We start from the raw sequence: 23540 nt of genomic DNA, 5'->3' as shown, positions 1-23540 counted from the left end.
GCTCAGACGGCAGTCGCCTCGCCATCGGGGCGCAAGTCGTCCAGCGATCCGCTTGGCAGGTGGATCCAGCCTTCCTCCAATGCGACGTCGCGATCCTCCGGCATGTGCGTTAGCCCCAGCTGCGCCGCTCGAGCTACCAGAGCGCATGCAACGGCGTCCAGCGCATCGTCGGAGGCGATAAGCAGGGTGCGGTGGCTTGCAAGGTCAAGCCATGGAGCGGCATCCTCGAGCTGACAGACGATGGCCTCCCGTCCGCGAAGGCCCTCGGTGCGCTTGTAGTTGCGGAACGGCAACCCCCAGAGGTTCAGAGCGGCGGCAGGGTAGGCCTCGACCACCCGGCCTGAGCCGTCCCTCGCGATCGGCTGCCGGGCAGCCGCGAAGACACGCGCAAGCCTGAGCGCAGGAAAGGCGATCCGGTCCGCCGAGACGCGGAGTGGGGTCATGCTCGTCGCTGCGCGCACGTAGATGTCGGTGGCTCGAAGTGTCCTGCGTTCGATGAAAGGCTCGTCGAAGTTGGCTTGCTTGACTCCATCTCGGTGAGCGATGAGCAGTTCCGTGAAGTGGCGCGGCCATCCGAACGGGCAGTCGATCGCAAGGACGCCGTCTTCAGCCTCGATGTGTCGGAGCAGCACTTCGTCGCTGCATGACGTTGTGAGCTCTACGAGGCTCGCGCCGCCAGCGGTCCACTCAATCTTGGCCAGCGCGCTCTTCGAAGGTTGGGAGGCGAGGTCAACGCCGACGGTGACGCTCATCGAGGAGCCGGCCGGAGGGGTATCGGTAGATCGAGGGGCGGGTTCAACGCGGCGACCGCAGCGGCGAAGCGCTCTTGGAAGCGTCGTTGCTGGCCAGACCCCGGGAAAGGGACCGGCTCTTCGTGCAGCAACGGCAGGCTCGCCGCTTTGAAGGGATCGGCAAGCAGCTCGTGCACACTCCGCTTGACAAGGATCACCCCTTCGGGCCCAAGCGCGACGGCTCGCGCGGTGCAGTCGGCGACGCTCGAGGCCAAAGTCCTGTTGCGGTTTGCGCCCAGTCGGTTGACCGGGACGGGCGACAGATCGATGAGGAAGACGCCTGCATCGCGAAGAGCGCCGAGCCAGGGCACCTTGGCGCCAGCGCCCGAGCGAAGCGAACCCGCATTGCAGAGGCCCTTCGCGACTTCGCGGAAGAGCCCGTCCTCCTTAAGCAGATCATCGTCGTAGAAGTAGCGCCGCTGACCTCCATCGACTGCGGGAGGACTCTCCGCGACGAGCAGCAGTCGGACTCGCTCCGGCCTCCAGCGCTCCCGGCGGGCGGTGTACCAAGGGTCCTCACGTATCAACGAACCACATCCAGCTCGGGCAGCGACCTGACGATGCGCACGGTCTCGAGGCTGACCGTCGTGATGCGGCCGATGAGGTCGAGGATGTAGCGCGGGTCGCCGTGCTCCTCGCCCCAGGCGTTCGGGTCGTTGACGATGCCGGAGCGCTTGTCGGTCTTCACCTGATAGCGCTCGAGGATCCAGTCAAGCGCGGAGCGGGCGCCGAGCATGTACTCCTGCGCTTCGAGCGGGATGCCGCGTACGGTGATGCCGTTGTTGTACACGATTATCGACTTGTCGACCTGCCCGCCCGTCTTGCCGTAGCGCATCTTCTCGACGCGCAACGAGGCGCCCTCGCGTCGGTCGATGGCGACCGGATGCGGCGTCGCCGTCTCGTAGCCGATGTGCAGTCGTGCGAGCTCGGCACCGGCGCTTGCGAACTCGCGGAAGGCCCGCACCTTAGGGATGCGCGGCAGCATCTTCTTGAGGTCGGTCTTGAAGCGCGCCCGGTAGTCGGGACTGTGAAGGATGCCGTACAGGTAGTGGAAGATGTCGTCCTTCGTCACGCCTTTGCCGAACGTTGCCTGGTACTCGGCGAGGATCTCGTCGGTGACGTTGTCGATGCGGCGGTAACCGGAATCCGCAGGTTCGAGACCCGCGAGCAGATCGTGGTCGATCGGCTCAAAACGGTAGCGCGGGAAGAACTGCCCGGTGTCGAGCGAGTGCAGATCGGGCACTGTGTCGACGGCAAGCACCTCGAACGTGGGGTAGTGCGATGCCGGGGATGTCAGCACGAACCCCCAGTTCTTAGATTCGGGCGTCGGGTAGAGCTTTGTCATCTGGTAAGTGCGCTCGAGCAATCGCGGCTCGAAGTGAAGGTGCGTCTTCGAAAACGGGCGATACGTTGCCGTGGCAGACCGGTGTTGCTCGACCTGGATCCGTATCCCACGCTCGAGCAAACTCTGGAGCCCAGCTCCCCAGCTGATCCTCGAGGCGTCGACGACGCGGTCCTGCGGCCCTCCGCCGAGAGCGGCGTCAACCTGCGCGTTGTAGAACTCGACCATGCGGCGCACGTTAGCCTCGAGTGCCGGAGCTGAGTAGTTGTAGACCCAGGCGTCGCGGGCAGTCGCGAGACCGCGCGAGTACAACTCGAGGAAGCGGGCGCGGTGCTTGTCGGCGGGATCCTTGCTGCCGATCGGCGTGTAGCTCTCGAACTCGGGGGACCGTTGCCCGAGCCAGTCACCCTCGTCGTTCGGCTCGACGCGTCGCCAGTCGAGCGCCGCAAACGAGCCGGCCTTGGCGATCGTCTCGAGCTTCTCCTCGCGGCTGAGGTAGTCGCCGATGTCGCGGTAGAAGACGCCGCCATTGCGCTGCTGCGGGTTCTTCACCAGCAAGTAGATCGCAATCGTCGCGCGGCTGCCGCCGCCGAAGACCTTGCCGCCTTCCTTACGAGACTGCTCGCCGGCCGTGCGCTGATTGCCGCGCAAATTGAAGATGTAGAGACTGCTGAACTCGTCCTGCAGAGTCTTGCGTAGACCATCCGCCGTATTTCCATCGATGAACCCGCCGTTCGAGACGTAGGCGACGATGCCTTGGTCGCCGATGCGATCGCTCGCCCATCGAATCGCTCGGATGTACGAGTCATACAGGCTGTTCTTATTCGTGCCGGTCGAGCGCTTTGCGTACGTGTCGGCAATGCGTTTGTCGAGCGTCGGGTACTTCAGGTTCTGGTTGTCGTCATTGCCGGAGTCCTGCCCCTTGGAGTACGGAGGGTTCCCGACGATCACGCGGATCGGTCGCTCGAGCTGCGCCTGCACGCGCTCGTTGTTGACGGGGAAAACACCGCGGCCGTCAAGCTCGTCGCCGTCTTCAGTCATCTGGAAGGTGTCGGTGAGCACGATGCCGTCGAATGGCACGTGGTTGCCGCCCCGCAGCGACTGGTACGTCTCCTCGATGTTGACCGCGGCGACATAGTACGCGAGCAACACCAGTTCGTTGGCGTGCAGCTCGTGCCGGTACTTGCGTGGCAGCTCGTCGGGAGCGATGAGGCCCGATTGCAGCAGGCGCACGATGAATGTGCCAGTGCCCGTGAACGGATCGAGTACATGGACGCCCTCATCCGTGATGCGCGAACCGAACTCGGCGTACAGAGCGTCGTCGACCGAGCGCAGGATGAAGTCGACGATCTCGATCGGCGTGTAGACGATGCCGAGGCGATCACTAGTGCGGCTGAAAGCGTGTGAGAAGAACTTCTCGTAGAGCTCCTTGACGACATGCTGCTTGGCTGCCGCGTTGTCGAGACCCTCGGCGCGGATGCGTACGTCGTCGTAAAACTTCTCGAGCGTCTTGGTCTCGGCACCGAGGTTCTTCCCTTCGAGCGCGTCGAGCATCCCCTGCATCACCTGCGCGACCGGGTTCTTGCGCGAGAAGTCCTCGTGGGCGAATAGCGCGTCGAACACCGGCTGGGTGATCAGATGCTGCGCCAGCATCTCGATGGCGTCGTCGCGCTTGACCGACGGGTTGAGGTTGTCCTGCAGGCCCTTGTGGAATCGCGTGAACTGCTGCCGCAGCTCATGGTCGGATCCCTCGACGAGATCGGTGATGCGCGTGATCTGGCGCTGGGCGATCTCGCCGATGTCCTTCGCCCAGTCCTCCCAGTAGCGGCGCGTGCCGACCTTCTTGACGATGCGGGCGTAGAACGCGTCTTCCCACTGCTCGAATCCGGGGAAGGCGAGTTGCGAGCTTTGCACGCGCACGGCGGCGGCTTGCGCTGCCTCCGCGCCGAGGGTGACAGGCACGCCGTCACTGTCCCACTCGCCCAGCCGCACCGGCGCACTGTCGCCGGCCCACGCATCCGCCGCCCGCGAGTCTGTGTTCACGCCGATGATGCTGATCTGCCCGTTCGCGCGCTTGTCGCGGTTGAGATCAAGCTTGTTGATAGTCGCGTCAAGGCGCTCATCGTGCGCGCGCAGCGCCTGCAGCACCTTCCAGACCACCTCGAAGCGCTTGTTGTCGTTGAGGGCGACGTCCGGCTCTTGGTCGGTGGGCACCGCGACCGGCAGGATGACGTAGCCGTACTCCTTGCCGGCCGAGAGCCGCATGACGCGCCCGACCGACTGGACGACATCGACGATGGAGTTGCGCGGGTTCAGGAACAGCACCGCGTCGAGCGCCGGCACGTCGACGCCCTCCGAGAGACATTTCGCGTTCGAGAGGATGCGGCACTCGCCGGGTTTGCCGCCCTCGCGCAGCCAGTCGAGGCGGCCGTTGCGCTCGAGGATGTTCATGCCCCCGTCGACGTGCTGCACCTCGCAACGCGGCGGGCGATCGTCGCTCGCGAGCTCGCCCGCGATCTCCTCGAACTGCTCGGCGAACTGCTTCGAGTCACGGATGCTGCGGGTGAACGCGACGGCTCGCTGCATGGGGGCGCGGTCTCGGCCGAAGTCCTCGGGGTCGTCGCTGCGCTTGGCGAGGCCGTTCCAGCATCCAACGATCTTGGCGGCGTCGGGCAGGTCGATCTCGTGCTCGCTGGTTGCGAGCACTCTCTGCATGCTGCGGCTCACCTGCCGCTCGTCGACGGCGAGCACGATGACCTTGTAATCGGTCAGCCACCGGCCTGCAACGGCTTCGCCAAAGCCGAGGCGGTAGAGCTCCGGGCCGTAGAGCGACTCGTCGTCCATCGACGCCAGCACGGCTGCGCCGTCGGCCTGCACCTTCTTCGCTTCGGAGCCATAGATGCGGGGCGTCGCCGTCATGTACAGACGCTTCGAGCCGCGGATGTACTCGGCATCATGCACTTTCACGAAGTGGCTCTCTTCCTCGTCGGCAAGAGTCACTCCGGTGGTGCGATGCGCCTCGTCGCAGATGATGAGGTCGAAGTCAGGGACGCCCTGTTGCTGCGCCTCGTGGATCACCCCGATCGACTGGTAGGTCGAGAAGACGACGGTGGTCTTACCAGCGCCCAAGCGCTTGCTGAACTGGGCTGCGAGACCGGTCGCATCGGTAGTCGCTGGGTAAGCCAGATCGGTGAGGGTGAGGTCGGCGGCGTCGTCGTCGCGGCTGCGCTTGCCGACGCGCACGTCGGAACAGACCGCGAACGCACGAATCGGCGACTCTGCGGCGGCGGTCCACTCTTTGAGCGTCTGGGAGAGCAGCGCGATCGAAGGGACAAGGAACAGCACGCGGCCGCCCTCCGGCACGACGTCCTCCATGGCGCGCAACGACGTGAATGTCTTGCCCGTGCCGCACGCCATGATCAGCTTGCCGCGTTCGCCCTCGGTAAGCCCTGCTCGAACGGCAGCGATGGCCTCTGATTGGTATGGCCGAAGCTTCTTCTTCGCGTCAGGCTGGAGCTCCGTGGGCCTGTCGAACGAGTAGGTCGACCAGTCCACGCCGCTGTCGCCCAGGTCGTGCACGCCCAGGCGCATCACCGGCGGGTGTTGGCCCTCGATGGTCTCCTGAGCGTTCTTTCCCCAATGGTCTGTTGTGGAGACGAAGAGGCGGGCGGCGAACTCGCCGTGCTTGCCCGATGCGGCGAGGAAGCCGTCGACCTCCGCCTTGCTGATGACGTGGCCGGCGTCGTAGAACTTGCACTGGATCGCGGTCAGATCACCGGTCTCGCGATCTTTCGCGACCAGGTCGATGCCGGTGTCCGCGCGACCGTTGCGACCCGGGTAGTCACGCCAGAGCCAAACGTCGCTGAAGCGCTGCTGGTACAGCGGTGCCGTTCGCAGGAAGGACTGGATGAGGTACTCGAACAGGTCGCCCTGGTTGCGCTTGTCGAGCGCGAGCGCGCGGTACTCGTCAAGAACGTCGTATATCGACTTCGTCATTGCCGTGATCCTTGGGATTTGCGGGGAATACTGTCGAGCCTAGGTAGAGAACGCTCGTCAGAGTGGTACTGACACACTCCGGCCGTTGGTCCGGACACATCCGCTTCGAGTCGCTGCCGCCTGCACATCCGTCAAGTGGGGTCGATGGACTCAGCCCACATTCTGGCGTAGTCGATGGGAAATCCGGACGTTGGTGCTACGACGGCACTCCCGGCGGCCGCTAGGGCAAGGACCACTCGGCCTTCCGGCAGCACGAACCCCCCTCCGCCATCAAGAGAAGCAAGATGGCGATCATGCAGGGACGCCACTGAACCACGATGCATGAATCGCAGGCGTACACCAGGGACTGCGAGCAGACGCCGCGCATCGCTCGCAGAGTACACGTGACCGGGCGGTTCCTTCATGGTCAGGACGTTGACGCCTGTTTTCGAATGCTGCCGGACCGCATGGAGAAACTCGACAAGTCGATCAGTGTGCGGAAGCAGGTATCGGTCACACCACACCACCGTCGAGCTACTGTCAATCAGTCCGGCGAACCGGCGAGCCGCATCGCCAATCGCTGACGGCCATCCCGCGCTGTCACGGCGGAGCAGCTCGTCAAGCCCGGACTCCGTCGAGAGTCGAGTGGGAGCGCCCTCCCAGCTAAGGCCCGAGAGTGATGCGAGATCGTTCCAGGCCAGCGAGTCGGGGAAGCGTCCCGTCCTGTTCGCCGCGCGTGCCGCTTGCGTCACGTCGTCAGCGATCAAGTCTGCCTCTTGTGAGACGCGCGCAACGACGTCAGCGATGCGAGGTTGCCGCGCTCGCGCGTACTCGTGCCATAGCGCAAGCGAGTCGCCGAAAGCCGCCGTCAAGTCGCGATGAGAACCCTGAAGGCGGGCAGGAACTGTAGGCAGCGGGTGCTTCGTCGTGCGAGTGAGCAACGGACTGCCCGTGGTGCGCGACTTGTGAGGTCCGCTGCAACGCGTCAGAAACAGCGCGGCGGTGTCGGTTGCCATAGGCCCGTCGATCAGCTCCGCGACTAATGCTTGCTCTAGAAGGCCACCGCCTGAGCGCGCCAAGGCCAGATGTATGTCGTCGAAGAGGAGCACTACAAGACCGTGTTGCTCACGGGTCGAGCGTAAGGTCGTTAGCAGCTCTGAGCGCAGGGAGTGCTGGTCCGGCTCGGTGAAGGCTTTGCCGCTTGCGATGATGGCACATTCGCCAAGCATTTCTTTCAGTCGCTTTGCCAGCCAGGTCTTCTGAGAGCGAGGAGGCCCGGCAGTCGTCAACAACGCTCCGCTGAACAGTTGGTCACCCACGTCCTCGAGCCAAGCGGAGGCTTCTGTGTCCAGGTCACTCAGAAGCGACACTGGGGAACGCCGCTCGGATTCTTGGGTTAAGCTCGCCGTCGAGAAGGCCGTAACTAACTGCGTGCTCGAGTCGATTTCCGCTTTCTGCCATCCACTCCGCGGCGAGACTACGTTCGTCTTCATCGCCGCCTACGTGCAGCATAAGCGCAGCGTGTTCGTCTGGAAACCACTCTGCGAAGGAGACCAGCACGTCCTTCGCCTGGTCGCGCGCACTGCCACTTGCGTCGACCCGTACGGCAGCGGCGAGCCTATCGACCGTCAGTAGGAAAGGCATCTCCTCAGCGGTGCGCATGGAACTCGCTTGCGATGCAGCCTTCCGAGTCAGCAGAGGATGACCTCCGAAGGCGCTCCACAGAATTTCCATCGCCTCGTCGCCGGCCTGGCCTCGCGGAAATCGGACACCCATGCGCTTTCCCAGAGCCTGCACCATGTCGCGGGCATCCTGACGGCTCATTGGCGCCAACCAGTACAGCCGCACTAGCTTGTAAAGGAGATTGTCAGCTCGCCCCTGAAGCGGCTCCTCAAAAAGCCGGGGATTCACGCCCGCGGAAACCATCACAAGTTGATCCGCCTCTTGCAGCGGTCCGCGCAGTTGAACGAGGGCTCGATACGGTTCTTCGTCATTTGCGAACTTTGACTGCGGACCGGGCGGGACCTGATCGATTTCGTCGATGAACAATTCAACGCGCGCTGGGACGGCCGCCAGGATCGCACCGAGGTCCTCAATCCAGAAATCTCTCAGGTCCTCCTCGCTGGCCTTGAGGCGTCCCTCGCGTGACAGGCATCGCAGGCGCAACTTCGCTTCGCCCACGTGAGGCCTACTCGCTTCCCAGACCCTCTCAAGCAGAGTCGCGCGTAATTGGCGAGCTGATTCGATTTGTGAGACGTCCACCTCGACGACCGGGCGGCCCTCATCGCGCCGTTCCCGTGCCAGCCTTCTAAGAAGCGAAGTCTTTCCTGCCTTGCGGAGGCCGAAGATTCCTACCGACTGCCCGATCTCCAAGGCATGCCTCAGTCCGCTGAGCTCGGCCGACCGACCAAAAAACTCCGCAGCACTCGTGACCGGGCGCGTAACGTCATACACATCCACAGACGTAAGGCCAGACGCTAGCTTCGTGCGGAACTGCCGCTGACCCTCGAGGTCTTCCAGGTCGATCTGGACAAGGACGATGTCACGTTTGCGCCGTTGGGCCAGGAACTCGAAGCGGCGGTCGTTGGTGAAAACGACGGCAATATCTTCTTCGAGTCGGCTCGACTTGCTAATTCGATCTGTCAGGCGATCCAGCAGCCGCGGCTCCACCGTGTCGAACTCGGTGTACAGCAGGAGAATCTCACGGTGCAAGTCGAACATGTCTTTCACGTTCGTCGGCAACACACAGTGGAGCCACCACGCTCCCCGCATGGCGTGGTCCTCCGCGACCTGGAAGGTCTCGATCTCGTTTGATCGCAGGTAAGCAAGTAGCGCGGAGCCATGGAGGGTCGTCCGCATGAACCGACCTTTAGCTTCCTGCAGAACGCGCTGATTCGCTGTAATCGACTTCCCTGAGTCTTCCACCTCCTGAGTGTATCGAGTCGACGGCTCTCGGCGGTCCAGCTGTCCTCAACGGCTAGTTGATGACCGCGCGAGTCCGTGTCTCACGTGTCAGAGAACACCAGCGTTTCGTTCACATCCCGATTCGATCTCGCCACCGGTTCCGTTCCATTCAAGTGCCGTAGTCTTGGACCGGCGCCGCGCGAGCGGTCGCATCGTTGACGAGCGCCGCTGTTGACACGAGGTAAGCGGATGTCGCCTTACGCCAGCGCCGACGGCATTCACGACCATCCCTCCGGCACGCCCTGATCAGTTCGAAGGGAAGCCAAGGTTCAGGCCGCCGTGGCTCGGGTCGAGCCAGCGGCTCGTGACGACCTTCTCGCGGGTGTAGATGTCGAACGCGTGCTTGCCGTACGCCTTGCCCTGGCCGAACGCCGACTGCTTCCAGCCGCCGAACGAGTGGTAGCCGACCGGCACGGGGATCGGCACGTTCACGCCGACCATGCCGACCTGCACCTCGTTCTGGAACCGGCGCGCGGCGCCGCCGTCGTTCGTGAAGATTGCCGTGCCGTTGCCGAACGGGTTCGCGTTGATGAGCTCGAGCCCCTCCTCGTACGAGGCGACGCGCACGATCGAGAGCACCGGGCCGAAGATCTCCTCCTGGTACGCCTTCGACTCCGTCGGCACCTTGTCGAGCAGCGTGGGCTTGACCCAGAAGCCGTTCGGGTCGCCGTCGACCTCGGGGTCGCGGCCGTCGACCACCACGGTCGCGCCATCCGCCTCGGCGGTGCCGATGTAGCCGACGACCTTGTCGCGGTGGGCCGCCGAGATGAGCGGGCCCATGTCGTTGTCTCGCGTGCCGTCCCCGGTGCGGATGCCCTGCATCCGCTCGGCGATCTTCGCCTGCAGCTCGTCGGCGATCGACTCGACCGCGAGGACCACCGAGATGGCCATGCAGCGCTCGCCCGCCGAGCCGAAGCCGGCGTTCACGGCCGCGTCCGCGGTCACGTCGAGGTCGGCGTCGGGCAGCACGAGCATGTGGTTCTTCGCGCCGCCGAGCGCCTGCACGCGCTTGCCGTGCTTCGAGCCCGTCTCGTAGACGTACTGCGCGATCGGCGTGGAGCCGACGAACGAGATCGCGGCGACGTCTTCGTGGGTGAGGAGCACATCCACCGCCTCCTTATCGCCGTGCACGACGGTGAGCACGCCGGCGGGGAGGCCCGCCTCGGCGTAGAGCTCGGCGATGAACACTGCGGCCGACGGGTCCTTCTCGGAGGGCTTCAGCACGACCGAGTTGCCGGCCGCGAGCGCGATCGGCGCGAACCACAGCGGCACCATCGCCGGGAAGTTGAACGGGCTGATGATGCCCACGACGCCGAGCGGCTGGCGCAGCGAGTAGACGTCGACGCCGGTCGAGACGTTCTCCGAGAACTCGCCCTTCGTCATGAGCGGAAACGCGGTCGCGAGCTCGACGACCTCGATCGCACGCGCGATCTCGCCCAGCGCATCCGAGTGCACCTTGCCGTGCTCGGCGGTGATGATGCGCGCGAGGTCGTCCTTGCGCGCCACGAGCAGCTCGCGGAAGCGGAACATGATCGCCTGCCGCTTCGCGATCGACAGGTCGCGCCAAGCGGGGAACGCCGCCTTCGCCGCCGCGATCGCCTCGGCGACCTCGTCGGCCGACGCGAGCGCGACCTCGCGCGCGACCGTGCCCAGCGAGGGATTCAAGACGGCGCGGTGGGGCCGGATTCCCTTAGATGAACTCGAGCGGGTCGAACTCGTCGATCGGGATGATGCGCACGCGAGGCAGGCGCGAGTTGAACGCCGCCACGTCGTACTCGAGGTCGAAGAACTCGATGCCGTCGACGTCACGGAGGTCGCCGGCCATGAACTCGCCGAAGCCGACGATGCCGACGCGGCGCGCGTCGTCCTGCGCGAGGCGCTGCATCTGCAAGGCGAAGTCGCGGTCGTGGCTCACGAGCATGACGTCGTCTGCCCGGGCGGCCAGCGCATCCGCCGTCTTCTGGATCGCGATGTCGACGACCTTGCCCTCGCCGCTCAGCGGCACCGGCCGGTAGCCCATCGCGATGAGCGCCTGCACGAACGACGCCGGCAGCTCGTGGCTGACCGCGAGGAAGAACAGGCCCTTGACCGGCTGCTGCCACGCGCGCTCGGCGAAGTCGAGCACCTTGTTCCAGCGCGGGCGCTCCTGCGGCTCCGGGCGGCGGTCGAGGATCGAGACGCCGAGCGTGGCGTCGATGTTCTCGCCGTCGATCAGCAGGTATGTCGTGCGCTCGGGCATGGGGGAGACTATCGGCGGGCGGGTCTCGATACGCCGACTTCGTCGGCTACTCGACCAGCGGGGAGTGGGAACGGCACGTGTCGGTGGGGCGCGCTATCGTCGGGGCAGGCTCAAGAGTTGCAGCCATCGGTACCTGGCCGGCTGCACGGCAACCCCCTCCGCTGAGCGGGGTGCCCCAGGGGAAGAGCCGGCCCGCCGCGACCGCGCCGGGCAAGTCAGCGGGGTGCGGTGCGCCGCCCTCGCCGAGCGGGCGGAGCTCCCATGCACATGCAGCGACCCTTCATCGACGGCCAGCCGGTGCCGACGCACCACGACGGCGTCTGGCCCGAGCGCGTCCCGCCGCTCCCCGCGGGCCAGTTCAGCTTCATGTCGTGGGCGAAGGCTGCCGCACGCTCCCAGCGCGCGTGCCCGCACGACGGAGGCACGCGACCCGTCGACGCCTACAGCGACCTCGACCAGTGCGTGCTGTGCGATCTCGTGCTGCCGCTCGCGCCGCTGCCGGAGGTCGACCTCGACGATGCCGGCAGCGAGCTTGCGTGGGCCGTCGCGTTCGCGCAGCGGCCGCCCGCGTTCCCGGGCGTGCTGGCGCTCGTGGAGCTGTCGCGGCGCATCAGGCGGGCGGATGCGTCGTGGGCGACGCGGATGTTCGCCGACGACCTCGGGGGGTTGCGCCGGCTGGGCCACACGCCGCGAAGCTACCTGGCGATGTGCGAGTGATCACGACGGATGCGGCGGCCGGCCCGCGCGGCCGGTCACCGCATCCGCCGGTCTGAGGCGGCCGCGGGAGCCGCTTGCTGAGACGATTGTCGCTGTCCCGAACATCGTCGAAGCTCCGCAGCGACGCGCGCTCCTACAGTGGCCGCACGCCCGACTGGGATCAACGACGCTCCGCACGAGAGGTCCGGTATGAAGAACCGAAAGCCAGCGATCGCGCTCACCGCGCTCGCGACCACCGCCGTCATCCTCACCGGCTGCGCCGGTGCCGGCGGCACCGCACCCGCCGCATCCAACAGCGGCGAGCCGACCGAGGGCGGCGAGCTCATCGTCGCCTCGCTGCCGGCCATGATCGACCCGTACGTCACCACGTCGCGCAGCAACTGGATGGTCGCGGCCTCGGTGTGCGAGGGCCTGTTCGCGAACGGCGCGAACATGGAGGTGCACAACGGTCTCGCCGAGGACTACACCTACGACGCCGAGACCGGCGAGTACCTGATCACCCTCCGCGACGGCGTCGCGATCCACAGCGGCGGCACCCTCACCTCGGCCGACGTCGTCGCGTCCCTCCAGCGCTACGCCGAGAGCGACGCCGGCGAGCTCTTCGGCGAGCTCGTCAGCGAGGTCAGCGCCGTCGACGACGCCACCGTCCGCATCGCGACGGTCTCGCCGACCGGCGCCATCCCCGCCCTGCTCGCGGTGCCCGACACCGGCGCCTACATCCTGTCGGCCGCCTCGCTCGAGGCCGCCGGCGACGCCGAGCTCGAGACGCTCGACTGCACCGGCCCCTACCAGCTCGACTCGTTCACCGTCGACGATAGCGCGGTCGTGAGCCGCTTCGACGGGTACGTCTCGCGCGAGGAGGAGCCCGACGGCGGCGCCGGCGCCAAGGTCGCCCACGCCGACACAATCCGCTTCGTGCCGCTCAACGAGGACAACGTCATCAACCAGCTGCGCACGCAGCAGGTCAACATCGCGCCGCAGTTCGTGAGCATGGACCAGCTCGCCGTCTACGAGTCCGACCCGGCGCTGACGCCGATCGTCTCGCCCGGCAGCGGCTTCTCGCTCATCCAGTTCAACATGCAGGAGGGGCCTTTCACCGACCTGCGCATGCGCCAGGCGCTGATGAACGCCGTCGACCCCGAGGCCATCACGCTGCAGCAGATGGGCAGCACCGACTACGTCGAGTCGACCTCGTCGATGTTCCCCTCCGACTCCGTCTGGTACTCCGAGGCCGGCTCGGAGATATGGGAGGCGCGTGACCCCGCGCAGTCGCAGGCGCTGCTCGACGAGGCCGGCTACGACGGCACGCCCATCCGCCTGCTGTACCGCCCGAGCTCCGACAACTACGGCCCGCTGCTGCAGCAGCAGCTCGAGGCCGCCGGGTTCACCGTCGAGCTGCTCGCGGTCGACAAGGCGACCTTCGGCGACACCCGCACCGACCCCGGCGCCTGGGACATCTTCCTCGCCGGCGGCACCGCCTACTCCGACCCGCTGACCGTGGTGTTCCTCAACGACAGCTTCCCGGGCTGGTGGGCGACCGACGCCAAGCACGACCTCGTCGCGGAGCTCACCGCCGGCGCCGACTTCGACGAGCGCAAGCCCGTCTGGGACGAGCTGCAGCGGCTGATCTGGGAGGAGCTGCCCTTCATCAAGCTCGACCACGAGTCGCGCCTGATCGTCACGAGCAGCAACGTCACCGGCCTGGAGCCCGCGCAGGGCACCGCGCGCGGCTTCTACAACGTCTCGCTCAGCGAGCAGTAGCCGACGACCCGCACGACGCCCACCCGCACGATACCCACCATCCCGAGGAGCCATCATGAGTGAACAGCTGCGTTCGTTCCTCAGGGACCCCGCGGCGATGGTGGGTGTCGCGCTCGTCGCCCTGATGGTCGCGATCGCCCTGGCGGCCCCGATCATCAGCGGCGACCCGCACCTGCTCGACCCGCGGATGCGGCTGCAGGCGCCGAGCTCGGAGCATCCGTTGGGCACGGACGACATGGGCCGTGACCTCTGGACGATGATCGCCTACGGCGCGCAGAGCTCGCTCGCGATCGCCGGTGCGTGCATCGTGCTTGCCATCATCATCGGCTTTGTCATCGGCGTCACCGCCGGCTACTTCAAGACCTTCGACGCGATCATGATGCGGATCATCGACGGCATGATGGCGTTCCCGAACATCATCCTGGTGCTCAGCCTCGTCGGCGTGCTCGGCCGTGGCATCGGACCGCTGGTGTTCGGTCTCACGATCGTGCTGATCCCGCCGATCGCGCGCGTCGTCCGCGCGGCCGCGCTCGGGGTGAAGACCTCCGCCTCCGTGGAGTCGGCACGCGCGATCGGCGCGAGCGACGGCTGGATCCTCGCTCGCTACGTGGCGCCCGAGTCCGCATCCGTCCTCATCGTGCAGGCGACGATGGGCTTCGCCCAGACCGTGCTGTCCATCGCGGCGCTGAGCTTCCTCGGCATCGGCCTGCCGCCGGACGTGCCTAGCTGGGGCGCGACCCTGTCGGCCGCGCAGCAGTACATCCAGGTCGCCTGGTGGATCGCCGTATTCCCCGGCATCGCGATCCTGCTGACCGTGCTCGGCCTCATCCTGGTCGGCGACGGCCTCCGCGACGCAATGGACCCGCGCGCCCGCCGTCTGCTGGTGCTGTCGAAGATGAAGCGCATCGCCGCCCGCGCCGAGAAGGTCGAGGCCTGAGCATGCTGCGCTACATCCTCGGTCGCCTGCTGGCGATGATCCCCACCGTGGCGGTGCCGATGGTGCTGCTGTTCCTGCTGCTGCGCCTCACCCCCGGCGACCCCGCCGTCGTCATGCTCGGGGAGGACGCCAGCGTCGAGCAGATCGAGGCGCTCCGCGAGGAGATGGGCCTCAACGAACCGCTCATCGTGCAGTTCGTCGCCTGGCTCGGCCGCATGGCCACCTTCGACTTCGGCAGCTCGATCTTCCTGCGCACCGATGTCTCGAGCGCTGTGCTCGGCGCGGCCGCCGTCACCGCGCAGCTCGCGATCTTCGCGATGCTCATCGCCGTGCTCGTCGGGCCGCTGCTCGGCGCTGTCGCGGCGACGAGCAGGTCGCGCATGCTCGACAAGGCGATGGTCGTGGGCTCCACCGTGGGCATCGCGATGCCGACCTTCTGGCTCGCCATCATGGGCATCCTCGCGCTCGGCGTGGGCGTGCGCATCTTCCCCGTCTCGGGCTACGTGCCGCTCACGCACGACTTCTGGCTCTCCTGGTACTACCTGGCGCTGCCGGCCATCGTGCTGGGCGTGCTCGAGGCGGCGACCCTGTTCCGCTACGCCCGCAACGGCGTGCTCGACACCAAGCACCAGCCGTTCGTGCGCACCGCGCAGGCCATGGGCATCCCCTCCCGCACGATCACCGGGCAGTACGTGCTGCGCGCGGCGCTCGTGCCGGTCGTGACCGTCATCGGCCTCTCGTTCGCATCGATGCTCGGCGGTGCGGTCGTGACCGAGAAGGTCTTCTCGATCCCCGGGCTTGGCGCCCTCCTGCTCACCGCGGTCGAGCGGCGCGACTACCCGCTCATCGAGGGCTGCATCTTCTTCATCGCCGTCGTGTTCGTGGTCGTGAACCTGCTCGTCGACATCGTCTGCGCCCTCCTCGACCCCCGCATCCGCTTCGCAGGGAAGGACTGAGCCGCCATGCGATTCGAACCCACCGAAGCGATCAAGGTCGCCGGTCGCGCGTTGCTGACCGTGCGCGGGCTCAGCATCGACATCCTGAGCGAGCAGGGCGCGAACCGGGTCGTGCACGAGCTGTCGTTCGAGCTGCAGCCGGGCCGCACACTCGGCATCGTCGGCGAGTCGGGGTCGGGCAAGTCGCTCACCGCCAACGCGGTCATGGGCATCCTGCCCGAGGTCGCCGTCGCGCACGGCGAGATCGAGTACAAGGGGCAGCAGCTGCTGCAGTTCACGCGGGCCCAGCGCGAGCAGAGCTCGGGCTCGGAGATCGGCTACGTCTTCCAGGAGCCGATGAGCGCGCTCCACCCCACGATGACGATCGCCGAGCAGATGATCCGCCCGATGCGGCTGCACCTGGGCCTCTCGGCCAAGCAAGCACGCTCACGCGCCCGCGAGCTGCTCGACCTGGTCGGCATCCCGCCCGAGCGCGGCGTGCTCGAGAGCTACGTGCACCAGCTCTCCGGCGGCATGCGGCAACGCGTCATGATCGCCATGAGCATCTCCTGCGACCCGTCGCTGCTCATCGCGGACGAGCCGACGACCGCGCTCGACGCGACCATCCAGAAGCAGATCCTCGAGCTGCTGGTGCGGCTGCGCGAGGAGCTGCACCTGTCGATGATCCTCATCAGCCACGACCTCGGGCTCATCTCGCACTACAGCGACGACGTGGTCGTCATGCTCGACGGCTACCTGATGGAGCAGGGGCCGACCGCGCAGGTGGTCGCGGCGCCGCAGTCGGGCTACACCCGCGGGCTGCTCGAGGCGGCGCCGCGGCTCGGCCACCGCGTCGACCGCCTGCCGGTAATCGACCGCGCGGCATTCACGAAGGCGGAGCGATGACGGAGCAGGCGCAGGGCTCGGCCGAGCGGCTGGCACAGGGTTCGACGGAGCGCGAGCCGGTCCTCGCGCTCGAGCACGTGACCAAGACGTTCGCGATGGGCGGCGTGCTGCGTCGGCGCGCCCACACCGCCGTCGACGACGTCTCGTTCACCCTCGGGCGCAACCAGGTGCTCGGCCTGGTCGGCGAGTCGGGCTCGGGCAAGTCGACGATCGGCCGCATCGCGATCGGCCTGATCCGGCCCACCTCCGGCTCGGTGCGGGTGCTGGGAGAGGACATCACGCGGATGCGCGGGGCTGGCCTGCGCCGGTACCGGCGGAAGATGCAGATGATCTTCCAGGACTCCTCCAACTCCCTGAACCCCAGGATGACGCTGCTCGAGCTGCTGATGGAGCCGATGCGGGTGCAGGGGCTGCACTCGCCGAAGGAGCGCGAGCAGCGCGCCCGCAGGCTCGCCGACGAGGTCTCGCTCGCCGAGCGCTGGCTCGGTCGGCTGCCGCACGAGTTCTCGGGCGGCCAGCGGCAGCGCATCTCGATCGCCCGGGCGCTCGCGCTCGAGCCCGAGCTGATCGTCGCCGACGAGCCGGTCTCGGCACTCGACGTGTCGGTGCAGGCCACCGTGCTGAACCTCCTGAAGGACATCCAGCAGGAGCGGCAGCTCGCGACCCTGTTCATCAGCCACGACATGGCGGTGGTCGAGTTCATGTGCGACTCGGTCGCGGTGCTCAACCGGGGCGCGATCGTCGAGCGCGGCGCCACCCGCGAGGTGTTCGCCGATCCGCAGCACGACTACACGCGCACGCTCCTCGACGCCGCGCCCAGCCTGTCGTGATCCCCGTCAACCTCTCACCGCATCCGGAGCCCGTGAACATCGCCATGCCTACCGTCACCTCAGCCGTCGTCAGCGGTCCGATCGCCGAGACCGGATCCAGCACGGCGGTGCTGCTCGAGCCGTACGCCGTCGACCGGATGCCGCTCTACGGCTACGAGCAAAAGGAGTACGTCGTCTCCGGCACGGCGGCGGGGGCGAGCTACAGCACCCGCATCCTGGTGCGGCACCCGTCGGACATGGCGCGGGCGAACGGTCGCGCGCTCGCGGAGGTCAGCCACATCTGGGGCGGCACCTCGGTGTGGCGCGCGTACCACCGACAGCTCATGCGCGCCGGGTACCTGTGGATCGAGATCGACGCGCAGGCGCCCTCGGCGCTTGACCTGATCAAGGGCGCGGATCCGGAGCGCTACGCCGAGATGCACTTCGTCGAGGGGGAGCTGGCGCGCGACTTCAAGGCCACCATCCCGTTCGAGGAGGACCCGACGCCGCAGCTGCTGGCCGAGCAGTACGACGCGTTCAAGGAGCGCTGGTGGGCGGCCACGCCGCAGTCGTTCGAGATCGTCGCGCAGGTGGCGGCGGCGCTGCGCGAGGACCTGCCGGGGCTCGCTGGATCAGCAGTGCGGACGCTGCTGCTGGCCGGCATCTCGCAGACCGGCGGCTTCACGCGCAGGTTCATCGAGCGCCACCACGAGACGCTGCGCCGCGAGGGCGGGCTGCCCGTCTTCGACGGCTATCTGCCGGGCGCGTCGGGCGGCGACGCGCTGCCCGACGTCGACGTGCCCGTCATCGAGGTGCTGGGCGAATCGGAGTTCCAGTCGGTGCGCTGGGCATGCGGCGTCAGCGGACAGGTGCGGGGGCTGAGCCACCGCCGGCCCGACTCGGGCACCTTCCGGCTCTATGAGGTCGCGGGGATGGCGCACCGCGAGACGCGGCGCATGAGCCAGGCCGACGTCGTGCGGCTCGCGGACTGCCCGCTTCCGGAGGGCGCGCACTGGTCGAGCTTCCCCAACACGCACGTCTACAACGCGCTGCTCGAGCTGCTCGCCGACTGGGCCGAGGGCATCGCCGAGCCGCCCGCCTCGCAGCTGCTCGAGACGGTGGGAGACACGGACGAGATCGTGCGGGATGCCTGGGGCAACGCGGTCGGCGGCCTGCGCACGACGTACACCGACGCGCCGACGTCGACGCTGGTCGCGGCGACGCCGATGGGCCGCCCCTCCTGGTACCACGGCAACGAGACCCCGGTCAGCGCCGAGCTGCTCGCGCAGGAGTACGGCTCGGTTGCCGGCTACCGGCGGCGGGTGGGGGACGTGGTGTCGCGGATGCTCGGGGAGCGGTTCCTGCTGCCCGAGGACGCCGAGGAGCTGCGGATCGCCGCCGAGGCGGTCGACTTCTAGGCTGGTCGCGTGCCCATCGTCTTCGACGTCGCCGAGGTGCGCGCGGACGACGTCGTCATCGCGCCGAGCGAGCTCGCCGAGCTCATGGCGCTGCTGCACGTGCTGGCCGAGCCGGACCACCATCGCGATCGGCGGCGGGAGACCGACCGGATCGTCGCCGCGATCCCGGCGAATCTGCTGCGACAGCTGCGCGTGCACGCGCCGCTGTGGGCGCGCTTCCGGCTCCGGGCGTTCCTCCCGTTGCAGGCGGCCGGCGGCGGCCTGTCGTTCGATTCGTCGCTGGACGCGGTCAGGGCGCTGCCGCTGACGGCGTTCTTCGAGATGGCGGCCGAGACGGTCGCGGGCGGGCGCCTGCCCGACCACCAGCAGCCGAGCCGCGACGAGGCGGCCTTTCTCGAGCACTGCCGCAGCAAGAGCGACGAGCGCGAATCGCTGGCGCGACGGCTGCTGCGCGATCCGGCAGCCTTCCGCGATCAGGTGGTCGACATCGCGGCGCGCTGCCACGACCGCTTCTTCGCCGAGGTGTGGGCGGGCATCGAGCCCGCGCTGCAGCAGCGCGCGGATCTGCAGCGCGAGCAGTTGGCGCTCGAGCCGGTCGGCGAGCTGCTCGCGTCGCTTGCCCCCGACGCGCACCTGTTCGGGCAGCGGGAGCACGTCGTCTTCGACAAGCTGCAGTCGGCGGTCGTGCCGGGTGCCGGGCGTGAGTTCGTGCTGATCCCCAGCGTGTGGTCGGACCCGCATCTGCTGATCAAGTACGACGCCGCCTATGCCTCGGTGCCGATGCCCGTGATCGTGCAGTACCCGGTGCGGCGGCCCGTCGCCAGCGGGCTGTCGCTGCGCACGGTGCAGGAGCGGCTCGCGGTGCTCTCGGATGAGTCGCGCCAGGAGCTGTGCCGGCATCTCGTCAACGAGTGGTGCACCACCAGCGAGCTCGCACGGCGCACCGGCATGACCGCGCCGCAGGTGTCGCGGCACCTGCGACGCCTGAAGGACGTCGACCTGCTCGTCTCGACCCGCAACGGCAAGCTTGTCGCCCACCGCCTGCGCTCCGAGCGCATCTACCAGCTCGGCTACGAGTTCCTCAGCACGCTGACGCGCTGAGCGCATCCGGCATGGACGTGCCGCTGGCACCTACGGGCGTGGCGCCTCCGCCTCCCGCGATGCCGCCCCGACGTCGATCACCGTCTGCGCCAGCAGCACGGCACCGTCGAGCAGCGCCCGCTCCGCCGCGGGGCCGACGCTCGCGGCGGCGAACTCCGGCTGGTGGTTCGTGTACGGCAGCGAGTCGACACCGATGTAGGGGTGGATGGCCGGCACGACCTGGGAGACGTTCCCCATGTCGGTCGAGGCGCGGTTCATGCGCCCGGCGAGGCCCGGCTCGGCGAACTCGCGACCGCGCGCGATGGCGTTCGCCTTGTAGGCGGCGAGCGCGCGCTCGTCGGTGCGGAACTCCGCGTAGGGCTTGCTCTCGGGGGTGATCGTGAGCGTCGTGCCGGTCGCGAGCGCGCCGGCCTCGAAGCAGCGTCGCACGCGCTCCTCGAGCTGCGCGAGCTCCTCGAGCGAGTTCGCGCGCGCGTACCAACGGCCCTCGGTGCGGTCGGGGATGGCGTTGGGCGCCGACCCGCCGACGGTCTGGATGCCGTGCACCCGCGTGTCCTGCGGCAGCTGCTGGCGCAGCATGCCGATCGCGACCTGCGCGATGACGAACGCGTCGTTCGCGTTCACTCCCTGGTCGGGGTAGGCGCCGGCGTGCGCGGCGACGCCGTCGTAGGCGATGTGGTTGTGGGTGACGGCGAACGGGCGCGCCTCGGCGACGTCGACCGGGCCGGGGTGCACCATCATCGCGAGGTCGAGATCGCGGAAGGCGCCCGCCTCGAGCATCTCGATCTTGCCGCCGCCGCCCTCCTCGGCCGGCGTGCCGTAGACGCGCACGGTGATGCCGAGCTCGTCGGCCATGCGCGCGAGGGCGAGGCCGGCGCCGACGGCGCTCGCGGCGATGAGGTTGTGACCGCACGCGTGCCCCAGCCCCGGCAGCGCGTCGTACTCGGCCATGATGCCGATCGTCCGCGGGCCGCTGCCGGCCTCGGCGAGCAGCGCCGTCTCGAAGCCGAGGTAGCCGGGGGTCACGCGGAAGCCGTGCTCGCTGAGCGCGTCGCCGACCCATGCGGCGGCGCGGTGCTCCTGCCAGGCGGTCTCCGGGTGCGCGTGCAGGGTCTCCGACAGCCGCACGAGCGCCGACGACGCGCCGGAGACGAACGCATCCGCCGCCGTCTTCAGCACGGCGAGCTCACTCATCGCCGGGCACGCCGTAGGAGGGCGCCGCCGCCGGGTCGAGCGCGCGATCGACGTAGGCGTCGCGCTGCTCGAGCCATAGCTCGAGCAGCCGCTCGAGCTCGTCGAGCGGCTCCGACTCGGTCCAGTCGACGCGCAGGTCGGTCACGCGCCAGCCGGCGTCGCGCACGACCGAGAGCCCGATCGAGTGCACCGGGCCGGCCTCACCGCCCGCATCCATCGCAGCGCGCATCGCGGCGAGCAGGCGGCGCTCGAGATCGCCCTCGGCGGCGCTGAACGCGTCGACCATCCGCTGCGGGATCTCGGCGCTCGCGAGCATGTTGCCGCCGGCCACGACGCCCTCACCGGTCGCCTCGCCGAACACGCCCAGGGCGCGCTGCCCCGAGTAGAACGCGACGCCGCCGTCGGCGTCGACCGCGAGCAGCTGGCGGTACTCGACGTGCTCGGCGTCGGCGACGACCGCATCGAGCGCCTCGCGCGCCGAGCTGCCGCCGCGGATGCGCTCGAGCACCGCCGGCCCCAGCCGCGGATCGGTGACGTTCTGCGAGTTCACGGCGCCCACGCCATCGGCGAGGTGAATGCAGCGGGCCGCGACCGCGGGCGACGACGAGCACACCGCCGAGCCGAGCGCCCCGGTCGCATCTCGCGCCACGATCGAGAAGGTCATGCCTTCGCACCCTGATCGCTGATGACGGCGGTCGCGTCGATCTCGACGAGCCATTCGGGCCGCGCGAGCGCGCTCACGACGAGGCCGGTCGAGACCGGGTGCACGCCCTTGAGCCAGCGCCCCATCACGCGGTAGACGGGCTCGCGGTAGCGCGGGTCGATGATGTAGACGATCACCTTCACGATGTCGTCGAGCGATGAGCCGGCCTCCTCGAGCAGCATCGCGATGTTCGCCATCGCCTGCTCGGCCTGCGCCTCGACGTCGCCGATGCCCACCGACTCGCGCGTCTCGAGGTCCTGCCCGATCTGGCCGCGCAGATAGACGACGCCGTTCGCCACCACGGCCTGGCACAGGTCGTTGTCGAGGTTCTGCTCGGGGTAGGTGTCGCGGGTGTTGAAGGGGCGGATGCGCGTGTGCGTGGTCATCGGAAGGCTCCTGTCGTCGTGGCGAGCTCGGGCGCCTCGAGCGCGGTGGGCGCCGCGGGCTCGTAGGCGAGGTAGCTCTGCTGGATCGCGATCTGGTCGGCGATGAACTTCGCGTCGTTCCACACGCCCCAAATGAAGCTCGAGCCGCGCCGCGAGAGCCACGGCAGGCCGAGGAAGTAGACGCCGGGCTCAGTCGAGATGCCGCGCTCGTGCTGGGGCCGGCCGTCGGCGTCGAGCGCATCGACCTGCAGCCAGCTGTAGTCGGTGCGGTAGCCGGTCGCCCACAGGATCGTGGTGATGCCGGCGGCGGCGAGGTCGAGCTCCTCGACCGGCTCGAGCGCGTCGGCCGGGTAGGGCCCGAGCACGGATGCGCCGGGTTCCTCGGGCAGGTCGAGCCCGTTGCGCTCGGCGTACCGGTCGCAGCGCTCGAGCATGTCGAGGTAGTCCTGGTCGCCGCGCTTGATGTTGTCGAGCAGGTCCGGCGCGAAGCGCAGCGTGCCGTTGGCGTAGGCGTTGGCGCGGCCGACGAGTCGCACGCCGCGCGAGGCGATGGTGCGGAAGTCGACCGTCTCGCCGCCGTTCGCGCCGCTGACCGCGATCGTCACGTGGTCGCCGCCGTCCGGCGGGGTCGTGCGCTCCCAGTGGCCGAGCACACCGAGCCACCAGGTGAAGTCGCGGCCGCGGTACTGCCGCGGCGGTCGGCTGTGCGGCCCGACGGCGAGCCAGACGTCGCGGCCCGCGCGCGCGAGCTCGTCGGCGATCTGCGAGCCCGAGGCGCCGGCGCCGACGACGAGCACGCCGCCCGCGGGCAGCTGGTCGGGATTGCGGTAGTCGCGCGAGTGCAGCTGGTGGATGCCGGCGTCCTCGGGCACGAGCGGGGGGATCGCCGGCACCTGGAACGGACCGGTCGCGGCGACGACGTAGCGCGCGTCGTAGGTGCCGTCGGTCGTCTCGACGTGGAAGCCGGCGCGGCCGGCGTGCTTGCGCACAAGGGTGACGGTCACGCCGGTGCGGATGGGCGCCTCGATCTTCTCGGCGAAGCGCTCGAAGTACGCGGCGACCTGATCCTTGCCGGGGAAGCGGTCCCCGTCGACCTCGTGCTCGAGGCCTGGGAAGCGGTCGTGCCAGGCGGGGCCGTTGGCGACGAGGGAGTCCCACCGGCCGGTGCGCCACGCCTCGGCGATGCGGTCGCGCTCGAGGACGACGTGCGAGATGCCGCGCTCACCGAGGTGCGCGCTCATCGCCACGCCCGCCTGTCCTGCCCCGACGACGAGCACCTCAACGCTCTGTACCGACATCCCGTACCTCCAAATCTGTGTCAGCAGCACTGCGGACCCGTCCAGGCTATGAAGCACCGTCGCA

Annotated in this window: 18 protein-coding genes and 1 riboswitch; of the genes, 8 read left to right on the top strand and 10 right to left on the bottom strand. The window is 68.2% G+C overall.

What is annotated here, in order from left to right; translation table 11 throughout:
- Positions 1 to 2: 2 nt before the first annotated feature.
- The 6 genes from NWP09_RS00270 to NWP09_RS00245 form a co-directional block, all read right to left on the bottom strand.
- Positions 3 to 752 carry a DUF429 domain-containing protein gene (locus NWP09_RS00270; RefSeq protein WP_258273541.1) on the bottom strand — a complete coding sequence of 250 codons (750 nt, stop codon included), beginning with the start codon at positions 750 to 752 and terminating at the stop codon, positions 3 to 5.
- The gene (locus NWP09_RS00265; RefSeq protein ID WP_258273540.1) at positions 749 to 1318 is read right to left on the bottom strand and encodes a hypothetical protein; all 570 of its coding nucleotides are present in this window, start codon (positions 1316 to 1318) and stop codon (positions 749 to 751) included. The genes NWP09_RS00270 and NWP09_RS00265 overlap by 4 nt, the downstream gene beginning before the upstream one ends.
- Positions 1315 to 6129 carry a type ISP restriction/modification enzyme gene (locus tag NWP09_RS00260; RefSeq protein WP_258273539.1) on the bottom strand — a complete coding sequence of 1605 codons (4815 nt, stop codon included), beginning with the start codon at positions 6127 to 6129 and terminating at the stop codon, positions 1315 to 1317. The genes NWP09_RS00265 and NWP09_RS00260 overlap by 4 nt, the downstream gene beginning before the upstream one ends.
- 1332 nt (positions 6130 to 7461) lie before the next feature.
- A complete protein-coding gene (locus NWP09_RS00255) occupies positions 7462 to 9033 on the bottom strand; it encodes an AAA family ATPase (protein WP_258273538.1) in 1572 nt (523 codons plus the stop codon).
- A gap of 285 nt (positions 9034 to 9318) precedes the next feature.
- Positions 9319 to 10758 (bottom strand): CoA-acylating methylmalonate-semialdehyde dehydrogenase, encoded by a 1440-nt coding sequence (locus tag NWP09_RS00250; protein WP_258273610.1) that lies wholly within the window; start codon positions 10756 to 10758, stop codon positions 9319 to 9321.
- A 4-nt stretch (positions 10759 to 10762) separates the two neighbouring features.
- A complete protein-coding gene (locus NWP09_RS00245) occupies positions 10763 to 11311 on the bottom strand; it encodes an NYN domain-containing protein (RefSeq protein WP_258273537.1) in 549 nt (182 codons plus the stop codon).
- 108 nt (positions 11312 to 11419) lie between these two features.
- Positions 11420 to 11534: riboswitch (SAM riboswitch) on the top strand.
- A gap of 38 nt (positions 11535 to 11572) precedes the next feature.
- Here NWP09_RS00245 and NWP09_RS00240 point away from each other — a divergent pair.
- The 8 genes from NWP09_RS00240 (at position 11573) to NWP09_RS00205 (ending at position 19895) form a co-directional block, all read left to right on the top strand.
- Positions 11573 to 12028: a hypothetical protein gene (locus NWP09_RS00240; RefSeq protein WP_258273536.1), complete on the top strand. Its 456-nt coding sequence runs from the start codon at positions 11573 to 11575 to the stop codon at positions 12026 to 12028.
- A gap of 189 nt (positions 12029 to 12217) precedes the next feature.
- The gene (locus NWP09_RS00235) at positions 12218 to 13789 is read left to right on the top strand and encodes an ABC transporter substrate-binding protein (protein WP_258273535.1); all 1572 of its coding nucleotides are present in this window, start codon (positions 12218 to 12220) and stop codon (positions 13787 to 13789) included.
- 55 nt (positions 13790 to 13844) lie between these two features.
- A complete protein-coding gene (locus NWP09_RS00230) occupies positions 13845 to 14726 on the top strand; it encodes an ABC transporter permease (RefSeq protein WP_258273534.1) in 882 nt (293 codons plus the stop codon).
- 2 nt (positions 14727 to 14728) lie between these two features.
- Positions 14729 to 15682, top strand: coding sequence for an ABC transporter permease (locus NWP09_RS00225; protein ID WP_258273533.1), 954 nt, complete (start codon positions 14729 to 14731; stop codon positions 15680 to 15682).
- Between the two features lie 6 nt (positions 15683 to 15688).
- Complete coding sequence (locus tag NWP09_RS00220; RefSeq protein ID WP_258273532.1) at positions 15689 to 16567, top strand: ABC transporter ATP-binding protein; 879 nt, start codon at positions 15689 to 15691, stop codon at positions 16565 to 16567.
- Positions 16564 to 17397: an ATP-binding cassette domain-containing protein gene (locus NWP09_RS00215; protein ID WP_258273531.1), complete on the top strand. Its 834-nt coding sequence runs from the start codon at positions 16564 to 16566 to the stop codon at positions 17395 to 17397. The genes NWP09_RS00220 and NWP09_RS00215 overlap by 4 nt, the downstream gene beginning before the upstream one ends.
- The gene (locus NWP09_RS00210; RefSeq protein WP_258273530.1) at positions 17394 to 18794 is read left to right on the top strand and encodes an alpha/beta hydrolase domain-containing protein; all 1401 of its coding nucleotides are present in this window, start codon (positions 17394 to 17396) and stop codon (positions 18792 to 18794) included. The genes NWP09_RS00215 and NWP09_RS00210 overlap by 4 nt, the downstream gene beginning before the upstream one ends.
- 9 nt (positions 18795 to 18803) lie before the next feature.
- Entirely contained in the window at positions 18804 to 19895 is a 1092-nt protein-coding gene (locus tag NWP09_RS00205) for a DUF5937 family protein (protein WP_258273529.1), read from the top strand.
- A 30-nt stretch (positions 19896 to 19925) separates the two neighbouring features.
- On the opposite strand, the gene NWP09_RS00200 is transcribed toward NWP09_RS00205, so the two are convergent.
- Genes NWP09_RS00200 through NWP09_RS00185 form a run of 4 tightly spaced genes read right to left on the bottom strand, consistent with a single transcriptional unit; the run spans position 19926 to position 23476 of the window.
- Positions 19926 to 21089: a M20 family metallopeptidase gene (locus NWP09_RS00200; protein ID WP_258273528.1), complete on the bottom strand. Its 1164-nt coding sequence runs from the start codon at positions 21087 to 21089 to the stop codon at positions 19926 to 19928.
- Entirely contained in the window at positions 21082 to 21753 is a 672-nt protein-coding gene (locus NWP09_RS00195) for a DUF1028 domain-containing protein (RefSeq protein WP_258273527.1), read from the bottom strand. Before NWP09_RS00195 ends, NWP09_RS00200 begins: the two co-directional genes overlap by 8 nt.
- Positions 21750 to 22178, bottom strand: coding sequence for a RidA family protein (locus NWP09_RS00190; RefSeq protein WP_258273526.1), 429 nt, complete (start codon positions 22176 to 22178; stop codon positions 21750 to 21752). Before NWP09_RS00190 ends, NWP09_RS00195 begins: the two co-directional genes overlap by 4 nt.
- Complete coding sequence (locus NWP09_RS00185) at positions 22175 to 23476, bottom strand: NAD(P)/FAD-dependent oxidoreductase (RefSeq protein ID WP_258273525.1); 1302 nt, start codon at positions 23474 to 23476, stop codon at positions 22175 to 22177. Before NWP09_RS00185 ends, NWP09_RS00190 begins: the two co-directional genes overlap by 4 nt.
- Positions 23477 to 23540: the final 64 nt, after the last annotated feature.

The sequence above is a fragment of the Agrococcus sp. HG114 genome (assembly GCF_024723325.1).
GTDB lineage: Bacteria > Actinomycetota > Actinomycetes > Actinomycetales > Microbacteriaceae > Agrococcus.
The sequence above is the reverse complement of the archived record's forward strand: the minus strand, read 5'-3'. Positions and strand labels throughout refer to the sequence as shown.

Excerpts from the sequence above, each read along its gene's own strand:
- NWP09_RS00270 (WP_258273541.1), bottom strand. The coding sequence starts at position 752 with ATGAGCGTCACCGTCGGCGTTGACCTCGCCTCCCAACCTTCGAAGAGC.
- NWP09_RS00185 (WP_258273525.1), bottom strand. The coding sequence starts at position 23,476 with ATGTCGGTACAGAGCGTTGAGGTGCTCGTCGTCGGGGCAGGACAGGCG.
- NWP09_RS00200 (WP_258273528.1), bottom strand. The coding sequence starts at position 21,089 with ATGAGTGAGCTCGCCGTGCTGAAGACGGCGGCGGATGCGTTCGTCTCC.
- NWP09_RS00190 (WP_258273526.1), bottom strand. The coding sequence starts at position 22,178 with ATGACCACGCACACGCGCATCCGCCCCTTCAACACCCGCGACACCTAC.
- NWP09_RS00225 (WP_258273533.1), top strand. The coding sequence starts at position 14,729 with ATGCTGCGCTACATCCTCGGTCGCCTGCTGGCGATGATCCCCACCGTG.
- NWP09_RS00195 (WP_258273527.1), bottom strand. The coding sequence starts at position 21,753 with ATGACCTTCTCGATCGTGGCGCGAGATGCGACCGGGGCGCTCGGCTCG.
- NWP09_RS00240 (WP_258273536.1), top strand. The coding sequence starts at position 11,573 with ATGCACATGCAGCGACCCTTCATCGACGGCCAGCCGGTGCCGACGCAC.
- NWP09_RS00260 (WP_258273539.1), bottom strand. The coding sequence starts at position 6,129 with ATGACGAAGTCGATATACGACGTTCTTGACGAGTACCGCGCGCTCGCG.
- NWP09_RS00235 (WP_258273535.1), top strand. The coding sequence starts at position 12,218 with ATGAAGAACCGAAAGCCAGCGATCGCGCTCACCGCGCTCGCGACCACC.
- NWP09_RS00220 (WP_258273532.1), top strand. The coding sequence starts at position 15,689 with ATGCGATTCGAACCCACCGAAGCGATCAAGGTCGCCGGTCGCGCGTTG.
- NWP09_RS00230 (WP_258273534.1), top strand. The coding sequence starts at position 13,845 with ATGAGTGAACAGCTGCGTTCGTTCCTCAGGGACCCCGCGGCGATGGTG.
- NWP09_RS00245 (WP_258273537.1), bottom strand. The coding sequence starts at position 11,311 with ATGCCCGAGCGCACGACATACCTGCTGATCGACGGCGAGAACATCGAC.
- NWP09_RS00215 (WP_258273531.1), top strand. The coding sequence starts at position 16,564 with ATGACGGAGCAGGCGCAGGGCTCGGCCGAGCGGCTGGCACAGGGTTCG.